The sequence below is a fragment of the Bacillus sp. CZDM1 genome (assembly GCF_055502545.1).
Genome location: NZ_JBUESO010000013.1, coordinates 1 through 14,109, shown reverse-complemented (window position 1 = coordinate 14,109; position 14,109 = coordinate 1). Strand labels below are relative to the sequence as shown.

16 protein-coding genes, 2 tRNA genes, 1 rRNA gene and 1 pseudogene are annotated in these 14,109 nt (G+C 38.9%); 5 read left to right on the top strand and 15 right to left on the bottom strand.

All coding sequences use genetic code 11. The features are described 5' to 3' along the window. Positions 1-288 precede the first annotated feature (288 nt). Positions 289-546: pseudogene (locus ACY3XC_RS23055) on the top strand (response regulator); the annotation flags it as partial. A 126-nt stretch (positions 547-672) separates the two neighbouring features. Continuing rightward, positions 673-915 (top strand): winged helix-turn-helix domain-containing protein, encoded by a 243-nt coding sequence (locus ACY3XC_RS23050; RefSeq protein WP_464870744.1) that lies wholly within the window; start codon positions 673-675, stop codon positions 913-915. Between the two features lie 358 nt (positions 916-1,273). Here ACY3XC_RS23050 and groL read toward each other — a convergent pair whose 3' ends face one another. Then, the gene (groL, locus tag ACY3XC_RS23045; RefSeq protein ID WP_179160700.1) at positions 1,274-2,905 is read right to left on the bottom strand and encodes a chaperonin GroEL; all 1,632 of its coding nucleotides are present in this window, start codon (positions 2,903-2,905) and stop codon (positions 1,274-1,276) included. Positions 2,906-2,945: 40 nt separating this feature from the next. Then, positions 2,946-3,233, bottom strand: coding sequence for a co-chaperone GroES (gene groES / locus ACY3XC_RS23040; RefSeq protein WP_464870646.1), 288 nt, complete (start codon positions 3,231-3,233; stop codon positions 2,946-2,948). A 279-nt stretch (positions 3,234-3,512) separates the two neighbouring features. Here groES and ACY3XC_RS23035 point away from each other — a divergent pair, with 279 nt between their 5' ends. Then, positions 3,513-4,235, top strand: a complete 723-nt coding sequence (locus ACY3XC_RS23035; RefSeq protein WP_464870645.1) for a lysostaphin resistance A-like protein — start codon at positions 3,513-3,515, stop codon at positions 4,233-4,235. After that, the gene (locus ACY3XC_RS23030; protein WP_464870644.1) at positions 4,232-4,432 is read left to right on the top strand and encodes a YdiK family protein; all 201 of its coding nucleotides are present in this window, start codon (positions 4,232-4,234) and stop codon (positions 4,430-4,432) included. Before ACY3XC_RS23035 ends, ACY3XC_RS23030 begins: the two co-directional genes overlap by 4 nt. A 46-nt stretch (positions 4,433-4,478) precedes the next feature. Here ACY3XC_RS23030 and ACY3XC_RS23025 read toward each other — a convergent pair whose 3' ends face one another. The 5 genes from ACY3XC_RS23025 to moaC all read right to left on the bottom strand — a co-directional run bounded on the left by ACY3XC_RS23025 (position 4,479) and on the right by moaC (position 7,865). Further along, the gene (locus tag ACY3XC_RS23025) at positions 4,479-5,189 is read right to left on the bottom strand and encodes a cytoplasmic protein (protein ID WP_464870643.1); all 711 of its coding nucleotides are present in this window, start codon (positions 5,187-5,189) and stop codon (positions 4,479-4,481) included. Between the two features lie 18 nt (positions 5,190-5,207). Further along, positions 5,208-5,924, bottom strand: a complete 717-nt coding sequence (locus tag ACY3XC_RS23020) for a polymer-forming cytoskeletal protein (protein ID WP_464870642.1) — start codon at positions 5,922-5,924, stop codon at positions 5,208-5,210. 11 nt (positions 5,925-5,935) lie between these two features. Then, entirely contained in the window at positions 5,936-6,559 is a 624-nt protein-coding gene (locus tag ACY3XC_RS23015) for a YhbD family protein (RefSeq protein WP_464870641.1), read from the bottom strand. 122 nt (positions 6,560-6,681) lie between these two features. Beyond that, positions 6,682-7,335, bottom strand: a complete 654-nt coding sequence (locus tag ACY3XC_RS23010; RefSeq protein ID WP_464870640.1) for a redox-sensing transcriptional repressor Rex — start codon at positions 7,333-7,335, stop codon at positions 6,682-6,684. Positions 7,336-7,367: 32 nt separating this feature from the next. Then, a complete protein-coding gene (moaC, locus tag ACY3XC_RS23005; RefSeq protein ID WP_464870639.1) occupies positions 7,368-7,865 on the bottom strand; it encodes a cyclic pyranopterin monophosphate synthase MoaC in 498 nt (165 codons plus the stop codon). A gap of 187 nt (positions 7,866-8,052) precedes the next feature. Here moaC and ACY3XC_RS23000 point away from each other — a divergent pair, with 187 nt between their 5' ends. Continuing rightward, a complete protein-coding gene (locus ACY3XC_RS23000) occupies positions 8,053-9,972 on the top strand; it encodes an ABC-F family ATP-binding cassette domain-containing protein (RefSeq protein ID WP_464870638.1) in 1,920 nt (639 codons plus the stop codon). Between the two features lie 42 nt (positions 9,973-10,014). On the opposite strand, the gene ACY3XC_RS22995 is transcribed toward ACY3XC_RS23000, so the two are convergent. From ACY3XC_RS22995 to rrf, 8 genes are all read right to left on the bottom strand, one after another. After that, the gene (locus ACY3XC_RS22995; protein WP_179160710.1) at positions 10,015-10,449 is read right to left on the bottom strand and encodes a Gmad2 immunoglobulin-like domain-containing protein; all 435 of its coding nucleotides are present in this window, start codon (positions 10,447-10,449) and stop codon (positions 10,015-10,017) included. Between the two features lie 327 nt (positions 10,450-10,776). Then, a complete protein-coding gene (gene tsaD, locus ACY3XC_RS22990) occupies positions 10,777-11,799 on the bottom strand; it encodes a tRNA (adenosine(37)-N6)-threonylcarbamoyltransferase complex transferase subunit TsaD (RefSeq protein ID WP_464870637.1) in 1,023 nt (340 codons plus the stop codon). Then, complete coding sequence (gene rimI, locus ACY3XC_RS22985; RefSeq protein WP_464870636.1) at positions 11,796-12,245, bottom strand: ribosomal protein S18-alanine N-acetyltransferase; 450 nt, start codon at positions 12,243-12,245, stop codon at positions 11,796-11,798. Before rimI ends, tsaD begins: the two co-directional genes overlap by 4 nt. A 12-nt stretch (positions 12,246-12,257) precedes the next feature. Further along, entirely contained in the window at positions 12,258-12,965 is a 708-nt protein-coding gene (gene tsaB, locus ACY3XC_RS22980) for a tRNA (adenosine(37)-N6)-threonylcarbamoyltransferase complex dimerization subunit type 1 TsaB (protein WP_464870635.1), read from the bottom strand. Then, positions 12,946-13,419, bottom strand: coding sequence for a tRNA (adenosine(37)-N6)-threonylcarbamoyltransferase complex ATPase subunit type 1 TsaE (gene tsaE, locus ACY3XC_RS22975; protein WP_464870634.1), 474 nt, complete (start codon positions 13,417-13,419; stop codon positions 12,946-12,948). The genes tsaB and tsaE overlap by 20 nt, the downstream gene beginning before the upstream one ends. Before the next feature lie 182 nt (positions 13,420-13,601). Beyond that, positions 13,602-13,678 (bottom strand) — tRNA-Asp (locus ACY3XC_RS22970). A gap of 38 nt (positions 13,679-13,716) precedes the next feature. Continuing rightward, positions 13,717-13,790: transfer RNA gene (locus ACY3XC_RS22965), tRNA-Met, on the bottom strand. A gap of 74 nt (positions 13,791-13,864) precedes the next feature. After that, positions 13,865-13,980: ribosomal RNA gene (gene rrf, locus ACY3XC_RS22960) — 5S ribosomal RNA — on the bottom strand. Between the last annotated feature and the right edge of the window lie 129 nt (positions 13,981-14,109).

Here is a 14,109-nt window from a genome sequence, read left to right as displayed (position 1 = left end):
TTATTTAAAATATGGAACCACCTAAGTTGTACCAACCTCATCATCACCAAGCAGGTGGCCATTTGGAGATAATCCTAGACAATCAGTGTTGCCAGACATTTATTTTAAACCCTTCCCCTTAAACCAATGTTCTGTTTTTATGAATAAGAAATATAATACATCGAAAAAATAACTAAAAGTTTATTTCATTATTAGTTACTACATAAGAGGTAAATACATGAATAAATCTATTTTAATTATAGATACAGAAATTAATGACTATCTCATCCTGAAAGAGAGTTAGAAAAACTTAGTTTTACTGTCTATACTTCAGCAGATTATAACGAGGGATTCAATAATGTTTTTAAACTAATACCTGACCTAATCATTTATAATTTTCAATTCTTCCTCCTTAGTGAAAAGGATCTTATTGAAAAACTAACTAGGTATAAAATCTTTATCCCTATCATAATTGTCGATTATTCCATGAAAGAAGAAGATGTACTTAGCGCGTTTGATAAGGGAGCTGCTGACTACATAATTAAACCCTTTAATCCAAGAGAAGTTGAAGCTAGGGTTAAAGCTATACTAAGAAGAATCGAAATAGCCAAATCTCCTCAAGATAAAAAGATCAAAATAGGTAATTTTATCTTAAAACCAGACCACTATGAGTTAGATTTAATAACCCATAAAGTGAATCTGTCAAAAAGAGAACAACAAGTACTTTTATTGCTAATTGACAGAAAAATGATTTCAAGAGAAGAACTTATTAGGTATTTATGGGGGTTTGATTATTATGGAGGGGAAAGAATTGTCGATGTCAATATCAGTAAGCTAAGAAAGAAAATAGAATCAGACCCTAAAAAACCTCAATTCATTAAAACAATAAAAGGGTATGTATACTGTATAAATCAACCTATTATTAAAGAAGGATAAATATCTAGGTATTTGGACTTCTGTTTCTATAACATCAGAGGCTGACACCTATATCTCAACTGGCCAAGGTATGGGAGGTTCTTTACAGATCAAATCTTCAAATCGTTGTTGAGGGGGAAAGACTTATATTTAAATACAACTTTTCACACTAATGGATAGACTTGGCCATTCCAATGTACCAGATCACAAAAAAGGTTTATCTCCAGGTAAAACAAGAAATGAAAAAAAGGGAAGCTTCCCACAAGTTTGCTCAACTTATGAGAAGCCTCCATTAAAATCCTCTATATTAGCAAAATGTTAGCATTCCACTCTCATCTTACTCCAAAACCCAGTCATATCAAGGGTTTGAGGGGCGTTATTACATCATGCCGCCCATTCCACCCATACCGCTCATATCAGGCATGCCGCCTTGACCAGCAGGTTCTGGCTTGTCAGCAACAACTGCTTCAGTTGTTAAGAACATTGCAGCTACAGATGCAGCGTTTTGTAATGCAGAACGAGTTACTTTCGTTGGGTCAACGATACCTGCGTCGATCATGTTTACCCATTCGCCAGTTGCTGCGTTAAAGCCTGTTCCAACTGCCTCGCGCTTTAAGCGGTCAACAATTACAGATCCTTCAAGACCAGCATTGTGAGCGATTGTACGTACAGGCTCTTCGATCGCACGTAATACGATGTTAATACCAGTAGCTACATCGCCTTCTGCTTGAACTTCAGCCACTTTGCTGTATACGTTAAGAAGGGCTACACCACCACCGGATACAATACCTTCTTCAACTGCAGCACGAGTTGCGTTTAAAGCATCTTCGATACGAAGCTTGCGCTCTTTTAATTCCGTTTCAGTCGCAGCACCAACCTTGATTACTGCAACACCGCCAGCTAATTTCGCTAAGCGTTCTTGTAATTTTTCACGGTCAAATTCAGAAGTAGTTTCTTCTAATTGAACGCGGATTTGGTTTACACGAGAAGCGATTGCAGCAGTATCTCCTGCACCTTCAACGATTGTAGTGTTTTCTTTTGTAACAACAATCTTAGAAGCGCGTCCTAAAGATGTGATGGTTGTTGTTTTAAGTTCACGGCCAAGCTCTTCAGTGATGACTTCACCGCCAGTTAATGCAGCGATGTCTTCAAGCATTGCTTTACGACGGTCACCAAAGCCAGGAGCCTTAACAGCAACTGCATTGAATGTTCCGCGAAGTTTGTTCAATACTAAAGTAGAAAGTGCTTCACCTTCGATATCTTCAGCAATCAATAATAGCGGCTTGCCTTGTTGAACAACTTGCTCAAGTACAGGCAGGATTTCCTGGATGCTTGAGATCTTTTTGTCAGTGATTAAGACATATGGATTTTCTAAAACAGCTTCCATTTTGTCTGTGTTTGTTACCATGTATGCAGATGTATATCCACGGTCAAATTGCATACCTTCAACAACATCTAGTTCAGTTGTGAAGCCTTTTGATTCTTCGATTGTGATGACGCCGTCGTTACCAACGCGCTCCATTGCTTCAGCAATTAATTGTCCTACTTCTTTATCATCAGAAGAAATAGCCGCAACTTGTGCAATAGACTCTTTGCCTTCGATTGGTTTAGAAATAGCTTTTAATCCTTCAACAGCAACTGTAACTGCCTTTTCAATCCCTTTACGGATACCCATTGGGTTAGCACCCGCTGTAACGTTCTTTAAGCCTTCACGAATCATCGCTTGAGCAAGAACGGTTGCAGTTGTAGTACCGTCACCAGCAACATCATTCGTTTTGCTTGCAACTTCAGCAACTAGTTTTGCACCCATATTTTCAAATGCATCTTCTAATTCGATTTCTTTCGCGATTGTTACACCGTCGTTCGTAATTAGTGGTGAACCAAATTTTTTCTCAAGAACTACGTTACGTCCTTTAGGTCCAAGCGTTACTTTTACTGTATCCGCCAGCGCATCAACTCCACGTAGCATTGCGCGGCGTGCATCTTCACTAAATTTAATCTCTTTAGCCATGTTCAAAAAACCTCCTCGTATTTTCTAAACTATTTTTTTATTACTCGCCAACTACAGCAAGGATATCGTTTTCACGTAAAATTAAATATTCATTTCCATCAAACTTAACTTCAGTTCCAGAGTATTTTGAGAAGATAATACGATCGCCTACAGAAACTTCAAGAGCAACGCGTTCGCCACTTTCAAGCACACGACCAGTACCTACAGCAACTACTCTTCCTTCTTGAGGCTTTTCCTTAGCAGAGTCCGGTAAAACGATACCGCTTGCAGTTTTTTCTTCTGATTCAACAAGCTCAATGACAATACGATCACCTAGTGGTCTTAACAAATCAAACAACCTCCTCAAATAGATATGTAATTCTGACTTATTAGCACTCTCTTAACATGAGTGCTAACACAATTATTATCATAATCAATGCAAAAAAAATTTGCAAGTATGAAGCAGTATTTTTTTCAATTTTTTACAACCTTACAAGTATGTGATTTGCTCGCAGGAATATACTTCGTTTTTAAAAATAAACATTAAAATTGAAACAACCCTGCCATTATTAGTAGAATGAACTATAGGTTAAAATAACAAGAAGGCTTCTTAAAGGAGATATAACATTTGAAAAGGGAATATTGGATAATATTAATTGTCTATATAGCTATGCAGTTATCGAGCCTGGTTGGCATTCCTGGGCTGATGTTTCTATTTGGATATTTAGGGATGGATCAAAGACTGGTTGTCCCCTACTGGTTAATTTTCAGCTTTACCCTGGCACTCGTGATGATTCTTTTCCTATTACGAACAGAAATGAAGAAACCTGCGCTGAATGAAAGAGGCAGGTCCATTAGCTATTCTGCTGCCTGGGCAGTAATGGGTGTCTTCCTAGCCTTATTTGCCCAAGCCCTCGCTGCCAATATTGAACAGCTTATTGGGGTTGATATGGGATCTGAAAACACCCAGCAAATTCTAAATATTATTGAATCCTTTCCTCTAGCCATTTTAGTCAGCTCTGTTATCGGGCCGATATTAGAGGAGATTGTCTTTCGGAAGATTATTTTCGGTACTCTTTATAAACGTTTTAACTTTTTTTTATCGGCTCTAATTAGCTCGGTCATTTTTGCCTTGGCTCATATGGAGCCGCACCATATTCTGCTTTATTCAGCTATGGGTTTCACTTTTGCCTTTCTCTATGTAAAAACAAAACATATCCTTGTGCCGATTTTTGCCCATGTTGCCATGAATACATTAGTGGTCGTCATGCAGTCGGTTTATAAAGATGAGATTACTGAATTCATGCGTAAGGCAGAAACCATTCAAAACTTTATCGGAGGCTTTCTATGAAACGTTCACCTATGTTTTCCGGAATTATTTATGTTGTGCTTGGTTGTTTATTTACCTATTTTGCAGTCGAAGATGTCGCACAAAACGGTTGGGGGTTTTTCAGCTATCTGCTCGTTATCCTTGCCACCTTTGACTTCGGATCTGGTTTAAGAATCATTTTCTTTTACAATAAATATAAAAAACAAATTAAAAAATAAGTGTAAGTTAAAAGGTCTTCTCACTGAATGTGAAAAGACCTTTTAACTATAGCTTTGTCTTCGTTTTTATCGTTGAATTTTTATCCTGTGTCAGTTCGGTTGAATATTCAACGGTTCCAATTTGGCAGCCTGCTCCGATTTTCACACTTTTTCCGCGAACGATATCTGCTCTTGTATTTTCTAAGGAAACGATATCCCCTTCAATAACCTTGGCAATAAGCATCCCCGTTTCTTTTCCAAATGGCAGGAGGGTGTTACTCTTCTTCTTAACCGTAATCACCCCTCCGCCAATTTCTTCTGCAAAACTCTGCCCAAACCGTAACGATATGTTTATTTTATCTGCATTAAGCAAACCTTTAATTTCAAAGCCTCCTGATGAATCAAAGGTCTCATATTCAACGTCGCCGCCTACAGATATCATTCCTTTAATATTGGCTTCATCACCTGTTAAATTATCACCAACATCAAGAGTTCCGAGTATTTTCATTTTCTTCAAATCCGCCCTGCCGCCGACTGTCATAGTCCCCATAATCAGCATTTCCTCTGACTCCAAATTTCCCTTTACTTCTGCCTCACCAAAGACCTTTACAGACTTTGTTTTCACACTTTCCAAAGCTTCACTCGTTCCAAAGATATTGAAAGCAGAACATTCTACATCAGAAGCAAGCGTGGCATCTCCCCTAATGCTAATTTTGTCGTATTGGCCCCCGGAGTAATTCCCGGATCCATTAATCGTTAGGTTATGACCTTTTTCCATTTCTCTTCCACCCTTCACCTATATTTTTCTGATGTCCTTCACAATCGAATTTTTATCCATTGTAAATTCACCCGAGTATTCAACCACATCAATTTCGCAATTAGCTCCAACTACTACATTTTTACCACGGACAATCCCAGCCTTGGTGTTTTCAATCTCAATTTTATCCCCTTCAATACATTCCGTTTTCAATTGGGTACGTACAAAAGGTTTAAAAAAGCCTAAAAGTGAGTTTTTTTGCTTTATTAGGATGGTTTGACCGCCAATCTCTTTTGCATGGCAATCAGCAAAAATAGTGATATCCACTAAATCAGCATTTAACAAGCCGCCGATACTAAATTGTGATTCTGCTTTAAACGTTTCTGCTTCACAATCTTCTCCCACCGTTAACCTGCCTCTTATCTTTATTTCATCCCCTTTCATTTTCCCTCCGACATTCACTTTGCCTGATACCTTCAGCTCCTTTACAATCAGGTTTCCTATCACTCCCGCCGTCCCATCAACTCTTAGAACCTGACTCTCCATATTGCCTTTAATCTTTCCGTGTCCATTAATCCGCGCATGATTCACAACAACGTTCCCAGTTACTGAACCTGAACCATTAAAATCCAGTTCCGAGCATTCCACATCACCTGTAACACTGCCTTTACCATTTATACTGACCGTATTGAATGATCCGCCATTTGATGATCCAAAGCCATTTATGAGCAAGTCTCCCCTTTTTTTCGTCTCCATTTGATTCTCCTTTATAATAATTTCGATTTAATTTCTTCCATACATGCCATTAGCGATAGCTGGGTGACTATTTTTGTGCCCCGTTCAAATTGGAAGTTCTCTGTATTAATAAGTAATAGACAAGATGAAACACCTAATTTCCGAGTGATCACCAATTCTGCGTTCTTTTGCTTAATCACTGACTTATTGTCTAGTAAAACCTGTAACAGCATTTTTCCTTCATCCAAATTAATTTCACCTGATTGAAGCAGCTTTTCTAAAACATACACTTCAAGGATTCGTGAAAAATTAAACGCAGGACCGCCCTTTTCTATTTCTAAATAATAATCAAGCACTGTATTTGAAACAATGTTACGCTTTACTAATTCATCTTTCTCCAGCTGCAAATCAGCCATATTCGGTGAAAACATATCAGCTAGTTCATCTAAAGAAAGGTTTTCTTTCATAAGTTGAATTTTATTAATTCGTTCTAAGATCTTAACTTTCGGAAAGAATGTTTCTTGACCTGTAAAGGTTGATTTTCTAATAAACCAATCCTCAGGTATAAGGTCTTTTCGTTTCCATCTATATAATTGCCCATAAGATATTCCGGCTAAATCCAACAAATCCTTCTTCGAAATTAATTCCTCGCTCATAATGAAAACCCCTTTCATAGAACGAATGTAACATAACACTGTTACGTTTGTAAAGTTTCCATCTATATTTTTATCCGACAAAAAAAGACCTTCTCACTATATACGTGAAAAGGTCTTTACTCTTATTCTTCTGTTTCCTCTGTTGGGTAGTGCTTCAGGAAGTAAATAAGTGATTGTAATTCGACAGCCAAGTCAATATGATGCACGCGAATCGATGGCGGCACATTCAGTCTGGCAGGAGTAAAATTCAGGATTGCCTTAATATTGGAATGTACAAGTCTATCGGTAATCATTTGTGCCACAGGAGCAGGTACAGTCAGAATGGCTACATGAACATCATCATTGCTTAAAACCTTCTCCAGCTCATCCATATGAAACACTGGTACATCACGAATCGTTGTACCCATCTTATTCGGATCCACATCAAAGGCACATTCAATTCTTGTATTATTATTTTTTAAAAAATTATAATTTAAAAAGGCTGTGCCAAGATTACCTACACCAATTAACGCTACTTTCGTTAATTCATCTTGATCTAATGTTTTCCGAAAGAACGTTAATAAATAATTGACATTATAGCCATATCCCTTTTTTCCTAAGGCTCCAAAATAAGAAAAATCCCGGCGAATCGTTGCCGAATCCACCTTCACTGCCTCACTTAGTTCTGCAGAAGAAACCCTCTGTTTACCGGAAGAATGTAGATTCTTTAAAAATCGATAATATAAGGGCAGCCGTTTTGCTGTCGCTTGTGGTATTTTCATTGTTTCATTACTCATATTCTCCCACCCCCTATAAATAGTTTGATCATTTATCTAACTTGTTCCGTCCTATGGAAATCTCCGTTTTTCCCACCCGTTTTTTCAACCAAATATGTTTTTCCTATAACCATACCTTTATCTACTGCTTTACACATGTCATAAACCGTTAATGCACATGTGGAAGCAGCTGTTAACGCTTCCATTTCAACACCTGTATTTCCTTTTGTTTTGACAGCAGCGGCAATATTTAATGTATATGCGGTATCATGTTCCTTTTCCCATGAGAAGGATATATTTACCCCTGTTAAAGGAATCGGGTGACACATCGGGATCAAATCCCAGGTCTTCTTTGCTCCCATTACTGCAGCCACTTGAGCCACAGCAAGAACATCGCCTTTTTTCATTTCGTTATTTGTTATTTTATCATAAATTTCTTTACTGACCGTAATACTGGAATGAGCTAGTGCCGTACGGGCCGTTTCTGGCTTATCGCTAACATCCACCATTTTCGCTCTTCCTTCTTCGTTAAAATGAGTAAATTCAGACATAAACAGTATCCTCCCATAAAATCATACTATATTTTTCGAAATTTGTCTGTGAAACCTTGAGCGAATGATAAAATATTTACATTTTTTTCTTAAGAGATATTCTCTTATTTTCCCCAACACCAAGACACTTTATTGCCGACTTTCTTCGAATAAGGTACACTTATTTTAGTGATTGAGGTGAAAAACAATGATTTTATTACAAGTGAATCAACTAGCAAAATATTATGGTGCAGACCTAATTTTATCGAATATAAAACTAGAATTACAAACGCGGGACCGCGTTGCACTTGTGGGGCGAAACGGAGCAGGGAAATCGACATTATTGAAAATTATAGCCGGGCACCTGTCCCATGATGGCGGAGAAATTATTAAGCCAAAGGGAGTAAGCATTGGTTATTTAGCACAGAATACCGGATTAGAATCAAACTTGTCGATTTGGGATGAAATGCTAACCGTTTTCGAACCACTTAGAAGTATGGAAAAGACACTTCGACATTTAGAGGTTTCGATGTCGGATCCTGCCGCTATGGAGGATAGTGCCCGCTACGACCGAATTTTAAAAGAATATGATGAACTGCAAGTGAGATTTAAAGAACAGGGAGGCTATCAGTACGAAGCAGATATTCGCTCTATCCTCCACGGTTTAAATTTCCGCAATAACTCATTAATGATATCCAGCTTAAGCGGCGGTCAGAAGACTCGTCTAGCATTAGGGAAACTCCTTTTAACGAAGCCCGATATATTAATTTTGGATGAGCCTACAAACCATCTCGATATCGATACACTTACGTGGCTGGAGCAATACTTACAAGGCTATGACGGGGCCATCTTAATCGTGTCCCATGACCGCTACTTTTTGGATAAAGTGGTCACACAGGTTTATGAAGTTTCACGGAGACAAATTCAAAAATTTATCGGAAACTATAGCTCCTATCTAGATCAAAAAGCGGCAAATTATGAACGTGATTTAAAAGTATATGAAAAGCAGCAGCAGGAAGTTTCGGATCTTCAGGATTTTATCCAGCGTAACCTAGCGCGTGCATCGACGACCAAGCGCGCTCAAAGCCGGCGTAAAAAGTTGGAGAAAATGGAATTAATGGACCGTCCCTTAGGAGACGAGAAGTCTGCCACCTTCTCTTTTGAACTAGAGAAACAAACTGGGAATGATGTTCTATTTGTAGATACCCTGGCAGTCGGATATGATGGAAAAAAGGTATCGGAGAACATCTCCTTCCGTGCTTATCGTGGTGAAAGTATCGCCTTAGTTGGCCCAAATGGAATTGGTAAATCTACTCTACTAAAAACAATCATAAAAAAACTTCCGGCCTTAGCCGGTACGATTCAATACGGGGCAAATCTGGCAATTGGTTACTACGACCAGGAGCAGGCAGAATTGACCTCCAATAAGCGAGTTCTAAATGAGCTATGGGATGAATGGCCGTTAAAAAGCGAAAAGGAAATACGGACTGTCCTAGGTAACTTTCTGTTTTCAGGTGATGATGTATTAAAAATTGTTTCTACATTAAGCGGCGGCGAAAAGGCAAGACTGGCACTAGCCAAATTAATGCTTGAGAAAGCAAATGTTCTAATATTGGACGAGCCTACAAACCATCTTGATCTAGACAGTAAAGAAGTCCTCGAGAATGCATTAGTCGACTACCCAGGTACGATTATTTTTGTATCACATGACCGCTACTTTATTAACAGAATTGCGACAAAGGTATTAGAGCTTAGCGCACACGGAAGTCACGCGTATCTCGGTGACTATGACTATTATTTGGAGAAAAAGCTTGAGGAAGAAGAGCTAAAGGCTTTAGACCTTGCCAGCAGCACAAAGAAACAAACTCAAATTGAAGTACAAGAAAGAAATACTTATCAACAGGATAAAGAAAGTAAAAAGCTTGAGCGGCAGCGAAAGCGAAAATTAGAGGAAATTGAATTACGTATTGAAGAGCTGGAGGCACTTATCCAGGAGAACGAGGAAAAGCTATGTGAGCCTGACATATTTCAGGACCATGAGAAGGTCCTTGAAATCAATTTAAAAAATGAAAAAGCAAAGGCTGAACTCGAACAGCTAATGGAAGAATGGGCCGAACTAGCGGAATAAATACAAGGGGGGCTTGGATAAACACTATCCAAGCCCCTTTTACTATTTTAGTGGAATGGTTAAGATGTCTGTTTTAGAACCGTCCTTTGCGGAATAAACAAATAGCTCGAACGAAACTTCTTCTTTTGTCAAAAGCTCCTTGTCGATTGTTATTTCAAAGCTTCCCCATGCAGGGGCACCGTCTGTTTGGTAATGATTTTCTTGTAATATCTCCGTTCCAGAGATTACAGCATATTGAAAAACACCTTCAAACACCCTTGCCTTTCCCTTTACCGTTACCTCGCCATTCGATTTTGAAAGTGTAACTTCTTTAAAGACTTCATTTTGATACTGTTTATTGTCTACCTGTTCTTGATCATTTCCATCATCAATTACCTCAGGCTTTTTATCGTCTGTTGATATATTAATATCTAAGCTGCAGGCAGTTAATCCAAAAAATAGAACCATGAGAATCCCTAATAAGAACTTCCTTTTCATCCATATCCCCCTCTTCTACTTTTTAACTACTATATTCGCCGAAATTAAAAAATTCCCTATGGAGACAGCTCTACATTTTCACTTAATAATCGACAAAATTCGTGAAAAACCCTTAAATTTCTTCCCCAAGATCCTTTTTCCACAACTTTATACACATATTAGAACTGAGTACTGCAACCTTATTCCTGCTTTTCCACATTATCCACAGAAAAAGCTCTACTTATCCACATTGTCCACATAATACAGGTGACTTACCCACATTCTTCATGTAATGCACAATTTTTTTTAAAAAGTTATCCACAAAAAAGTCCTTCTTATTCAGAAGGACTAATTGTATAATTCTATATCTAACCCTGGATTTGCATTTAATGAAAGGTCAGCGCGAATTCCTTTTTCGAACATAACGCTTCCTGCCGCAGCAATCATCGCAGCGTTATCTGTACACAAGTTTAAAGGCGGTATAACTAAATCAATATCGGCTTTTTCTGAAAAGGCCATTTCGAGTGCCTTTCTAAGACCTTTATTCGCAGCAACTCCACCAGCCAGCAGCACTTGCTCAACCTTATATTCCTTGGTTGCTTTTACTGTCTTTTTCACCAATACTTCGATCACACTTTCCTGGAAGCTTGCTGCAAGATCCTCTGGTGCAATGATTTCACCACGTTGTACGGCATTATGAACGGTATTAATAACGGCTGATTTTAATCCGCTAAAGCTAAAATCATATGAACCTTCTTCCAGCCAAGCTCTAGGCAATTTAAGGGTATCACTGCCTTCTTGAGCCAGCCGGTCAATATGCGGTCCGCCGGGATATGGCAATTTCAAGGTTCTGGCAACCTTATCATATGCCTCACCAGCAGCGTCATCTCTGGTTTCACCAATGACCTCAAAATATCCCTGTTCTTTCATATAGACTAACTCCGTATGACCTCCAGACACCACTAAGGAGAGGAGAGGAAAACGTAGCTCCGTCACAAGCCGGTTTGCATAAATATGTCCTGCAATATGATGAACAGGAACGAGTGGAATGTTATGTGCAAATGCTAGTGCTTTTGCAGCATTTACACCAATCAATAAGGCACCAACTAATCCAGGACCTTCCGTTACGGCAATTGCATCCAACTCTGAAAATGTAAGTCTTGCTTCCTTTAAAGCCTCTTCCATGATCATCGTAATTTGTTCAACATGATGACGGGAGGCAATTTCAGGTACCACTCCGCCAAAACGCTTATGACTTTCAATTTGTGAGGCAACCACATTGGCAGCAATTTCCCTGCCATTTTTGATAATCGCAACAGCTGTTTCATCACAGCTTGTTTCAATTCCCATAATCCACTGATCTTTAATCATATATTCACCCACATCACTAGGGCATCTTCTTGATTATCTGAATAATAATTTTTCCGAATGCCGCCATTTTGGAATCCTAATTTACGGTAAAGAGATTGTGCGACATGATTTGTGACGCGAACTTCTAGAGTCATGCTCTTCGCTCCCATATCCTTAGCAAGTGTCATCATTTTACGAAGCAATGCTTCCCCAAGCTTTCTGCCTCTATACTCAGGAAGAATGGCCACATTCGTTACATGGGCTTCATCAATGACAATCCAGGCACCAACATAACCAATTATCTTCTGGTCTTCTTCCAAGACAAGATAAACGGCAAATTTATTGTTATAAATTTCATTATAAAAGGCTTCTCGGCTCCAGGGTGTAGCAAAAGAGGCATGTTCAACCTCTAGAATTTGATCGATATCCTCTTCCTTCATATAACGGAAAACATAAGAATCTACCATATTTCTTTAATCCTATCCTTTTAAAATTTTCCCATTTGCCTCTAACCACTTCGCTTCTGCTTCAGCTAAACGGATATAATTAGGAACAAAGGAATGAATGTCTTCCCCCTGTTTATCTTTACCTAATAACGCAAGCTCCGCAGGGCGAGGATTATGCTCCGTAATCGCAGCAAATACTGCTTGAGAGCCCAGGGTATCGTTTATCACAGTTTGATGCAGGGGTGTATCATTACCAACAAACAATATGGGTTTCTTTAACCCCTTTAATGATTCAGCCCAATCTGCTGACAGGACCAAGCGATCGTCTTTAACGGCAGTTAGCTTCCCGCTTTGATATTCATATAGCCCTGTGTAGATTTGTCCTCTTCTAGCATCAAAAAGTGGTGAAATATAACCATCAAAGTATCTCCCTGCTCCTGCTGCAATAATCTCAAGACTAGAAACTCCGACTAGAGGAATCTTTAACGACCAAGCCATTGTTTTGGCTATTGTAACGCCAATGCGAACTCCTGTATAGGAGCCTGGACCCTTCGCCGCCACTATTTTAGTTAACTGTGCTGGGACTCTTTCACAATCCTTCATTAACGTTTGTATGGCGGGCATAATTCGAACTGAATGATTCTTCTTTAAGTTGGTAATATATTCGCCCAGTACCTGATTATCTTCAATAAGCGCAACCCCTAATGGATAATTAGAAGTATCAATCGCTAAAATGGTCATTTAGAAATATCTCCTTACATAATTGCTCATATCTCTTTCCTTTTGGAACAAACACAATTTTTCTTTTATCAGGACCCTCGTGATACAAATAGATGGTTAACAATTCAACGGGTAATTGTTCTTCAATTAAATGAGCCCATTCCACAACGGTGACACCATCGCCTTCAAAATATTCATCAAAGCCTAAATCCTCGCCAGAATCGGCAACTCGGTATACATCCATATGATACAAAGGCAGCCTGCCCTTATACTCTTTTATTATGGTAAAGGTCGGACTGTTTACGGTTTTTTTTATATCTAAACCTTTAGCTAATCCTTTCGTGAAGGTGGTTTTACCAGCACCTAAATCTCCCTCTAGGCAAATCACATCGCCTGGCTGTAATAACGCTGCAAGTTTAGATGCAAGCTGAAAAGTTTCACTAGGATCTATCGTATTTTTTTCATACTGATTCATATTATCACCTTTTACGAAACAATAGCATGCCGCTATCTTCATTCTACCTTATTTTTGTAAAAAAAAACCTTAGGATAGCTCCTAAGGATGTCCATTCACTATGTATTTTACCTAATTTCCGCCATTTAAGCAAAAAGGCAAAAAAAATACGAAACATCGTTTCGTGTTTTTAAAAATATAAATGGCGGTCTGGACGGGACTCGAACCCGCGACCTCCTGCGTGACAGGCAGGCATTCTAACCAACTGAACTACCAGACCAAAGTTTTTTCAAGTGTTTTTCTTGAAAAGAACTTAAATTGCGGGGACAGGATTTGAACCTGCGACCTTCGGGTTATGAGCCCGACGAGCTACCAGACTGCTCCACCCCGCGACAATAATATTAGTGCACCTATATATTATATGTTAAAACCAATAATATATACACACATTTTTAAAAATAATACAGCCTGGCAACGTCCTACTCTCACAGGGACAAAGTCCCAACTACCATCGGCGCTGAGAAGCTTAACTTCCGTGTTCGGTATGGGAACGGGTGTGACCTTCTCGCCATTGCTGCCAGACTATAAAATTGAGGTATCATTCCCTCAAAACTAGATAATTTCAGAAGAAGTGTGTAAAACGAGTTCGCTTTTAAAAATTGGTTAAGTCCTCGAACGATTAGTATCAGTCAGCTCCACATGTTACCACGC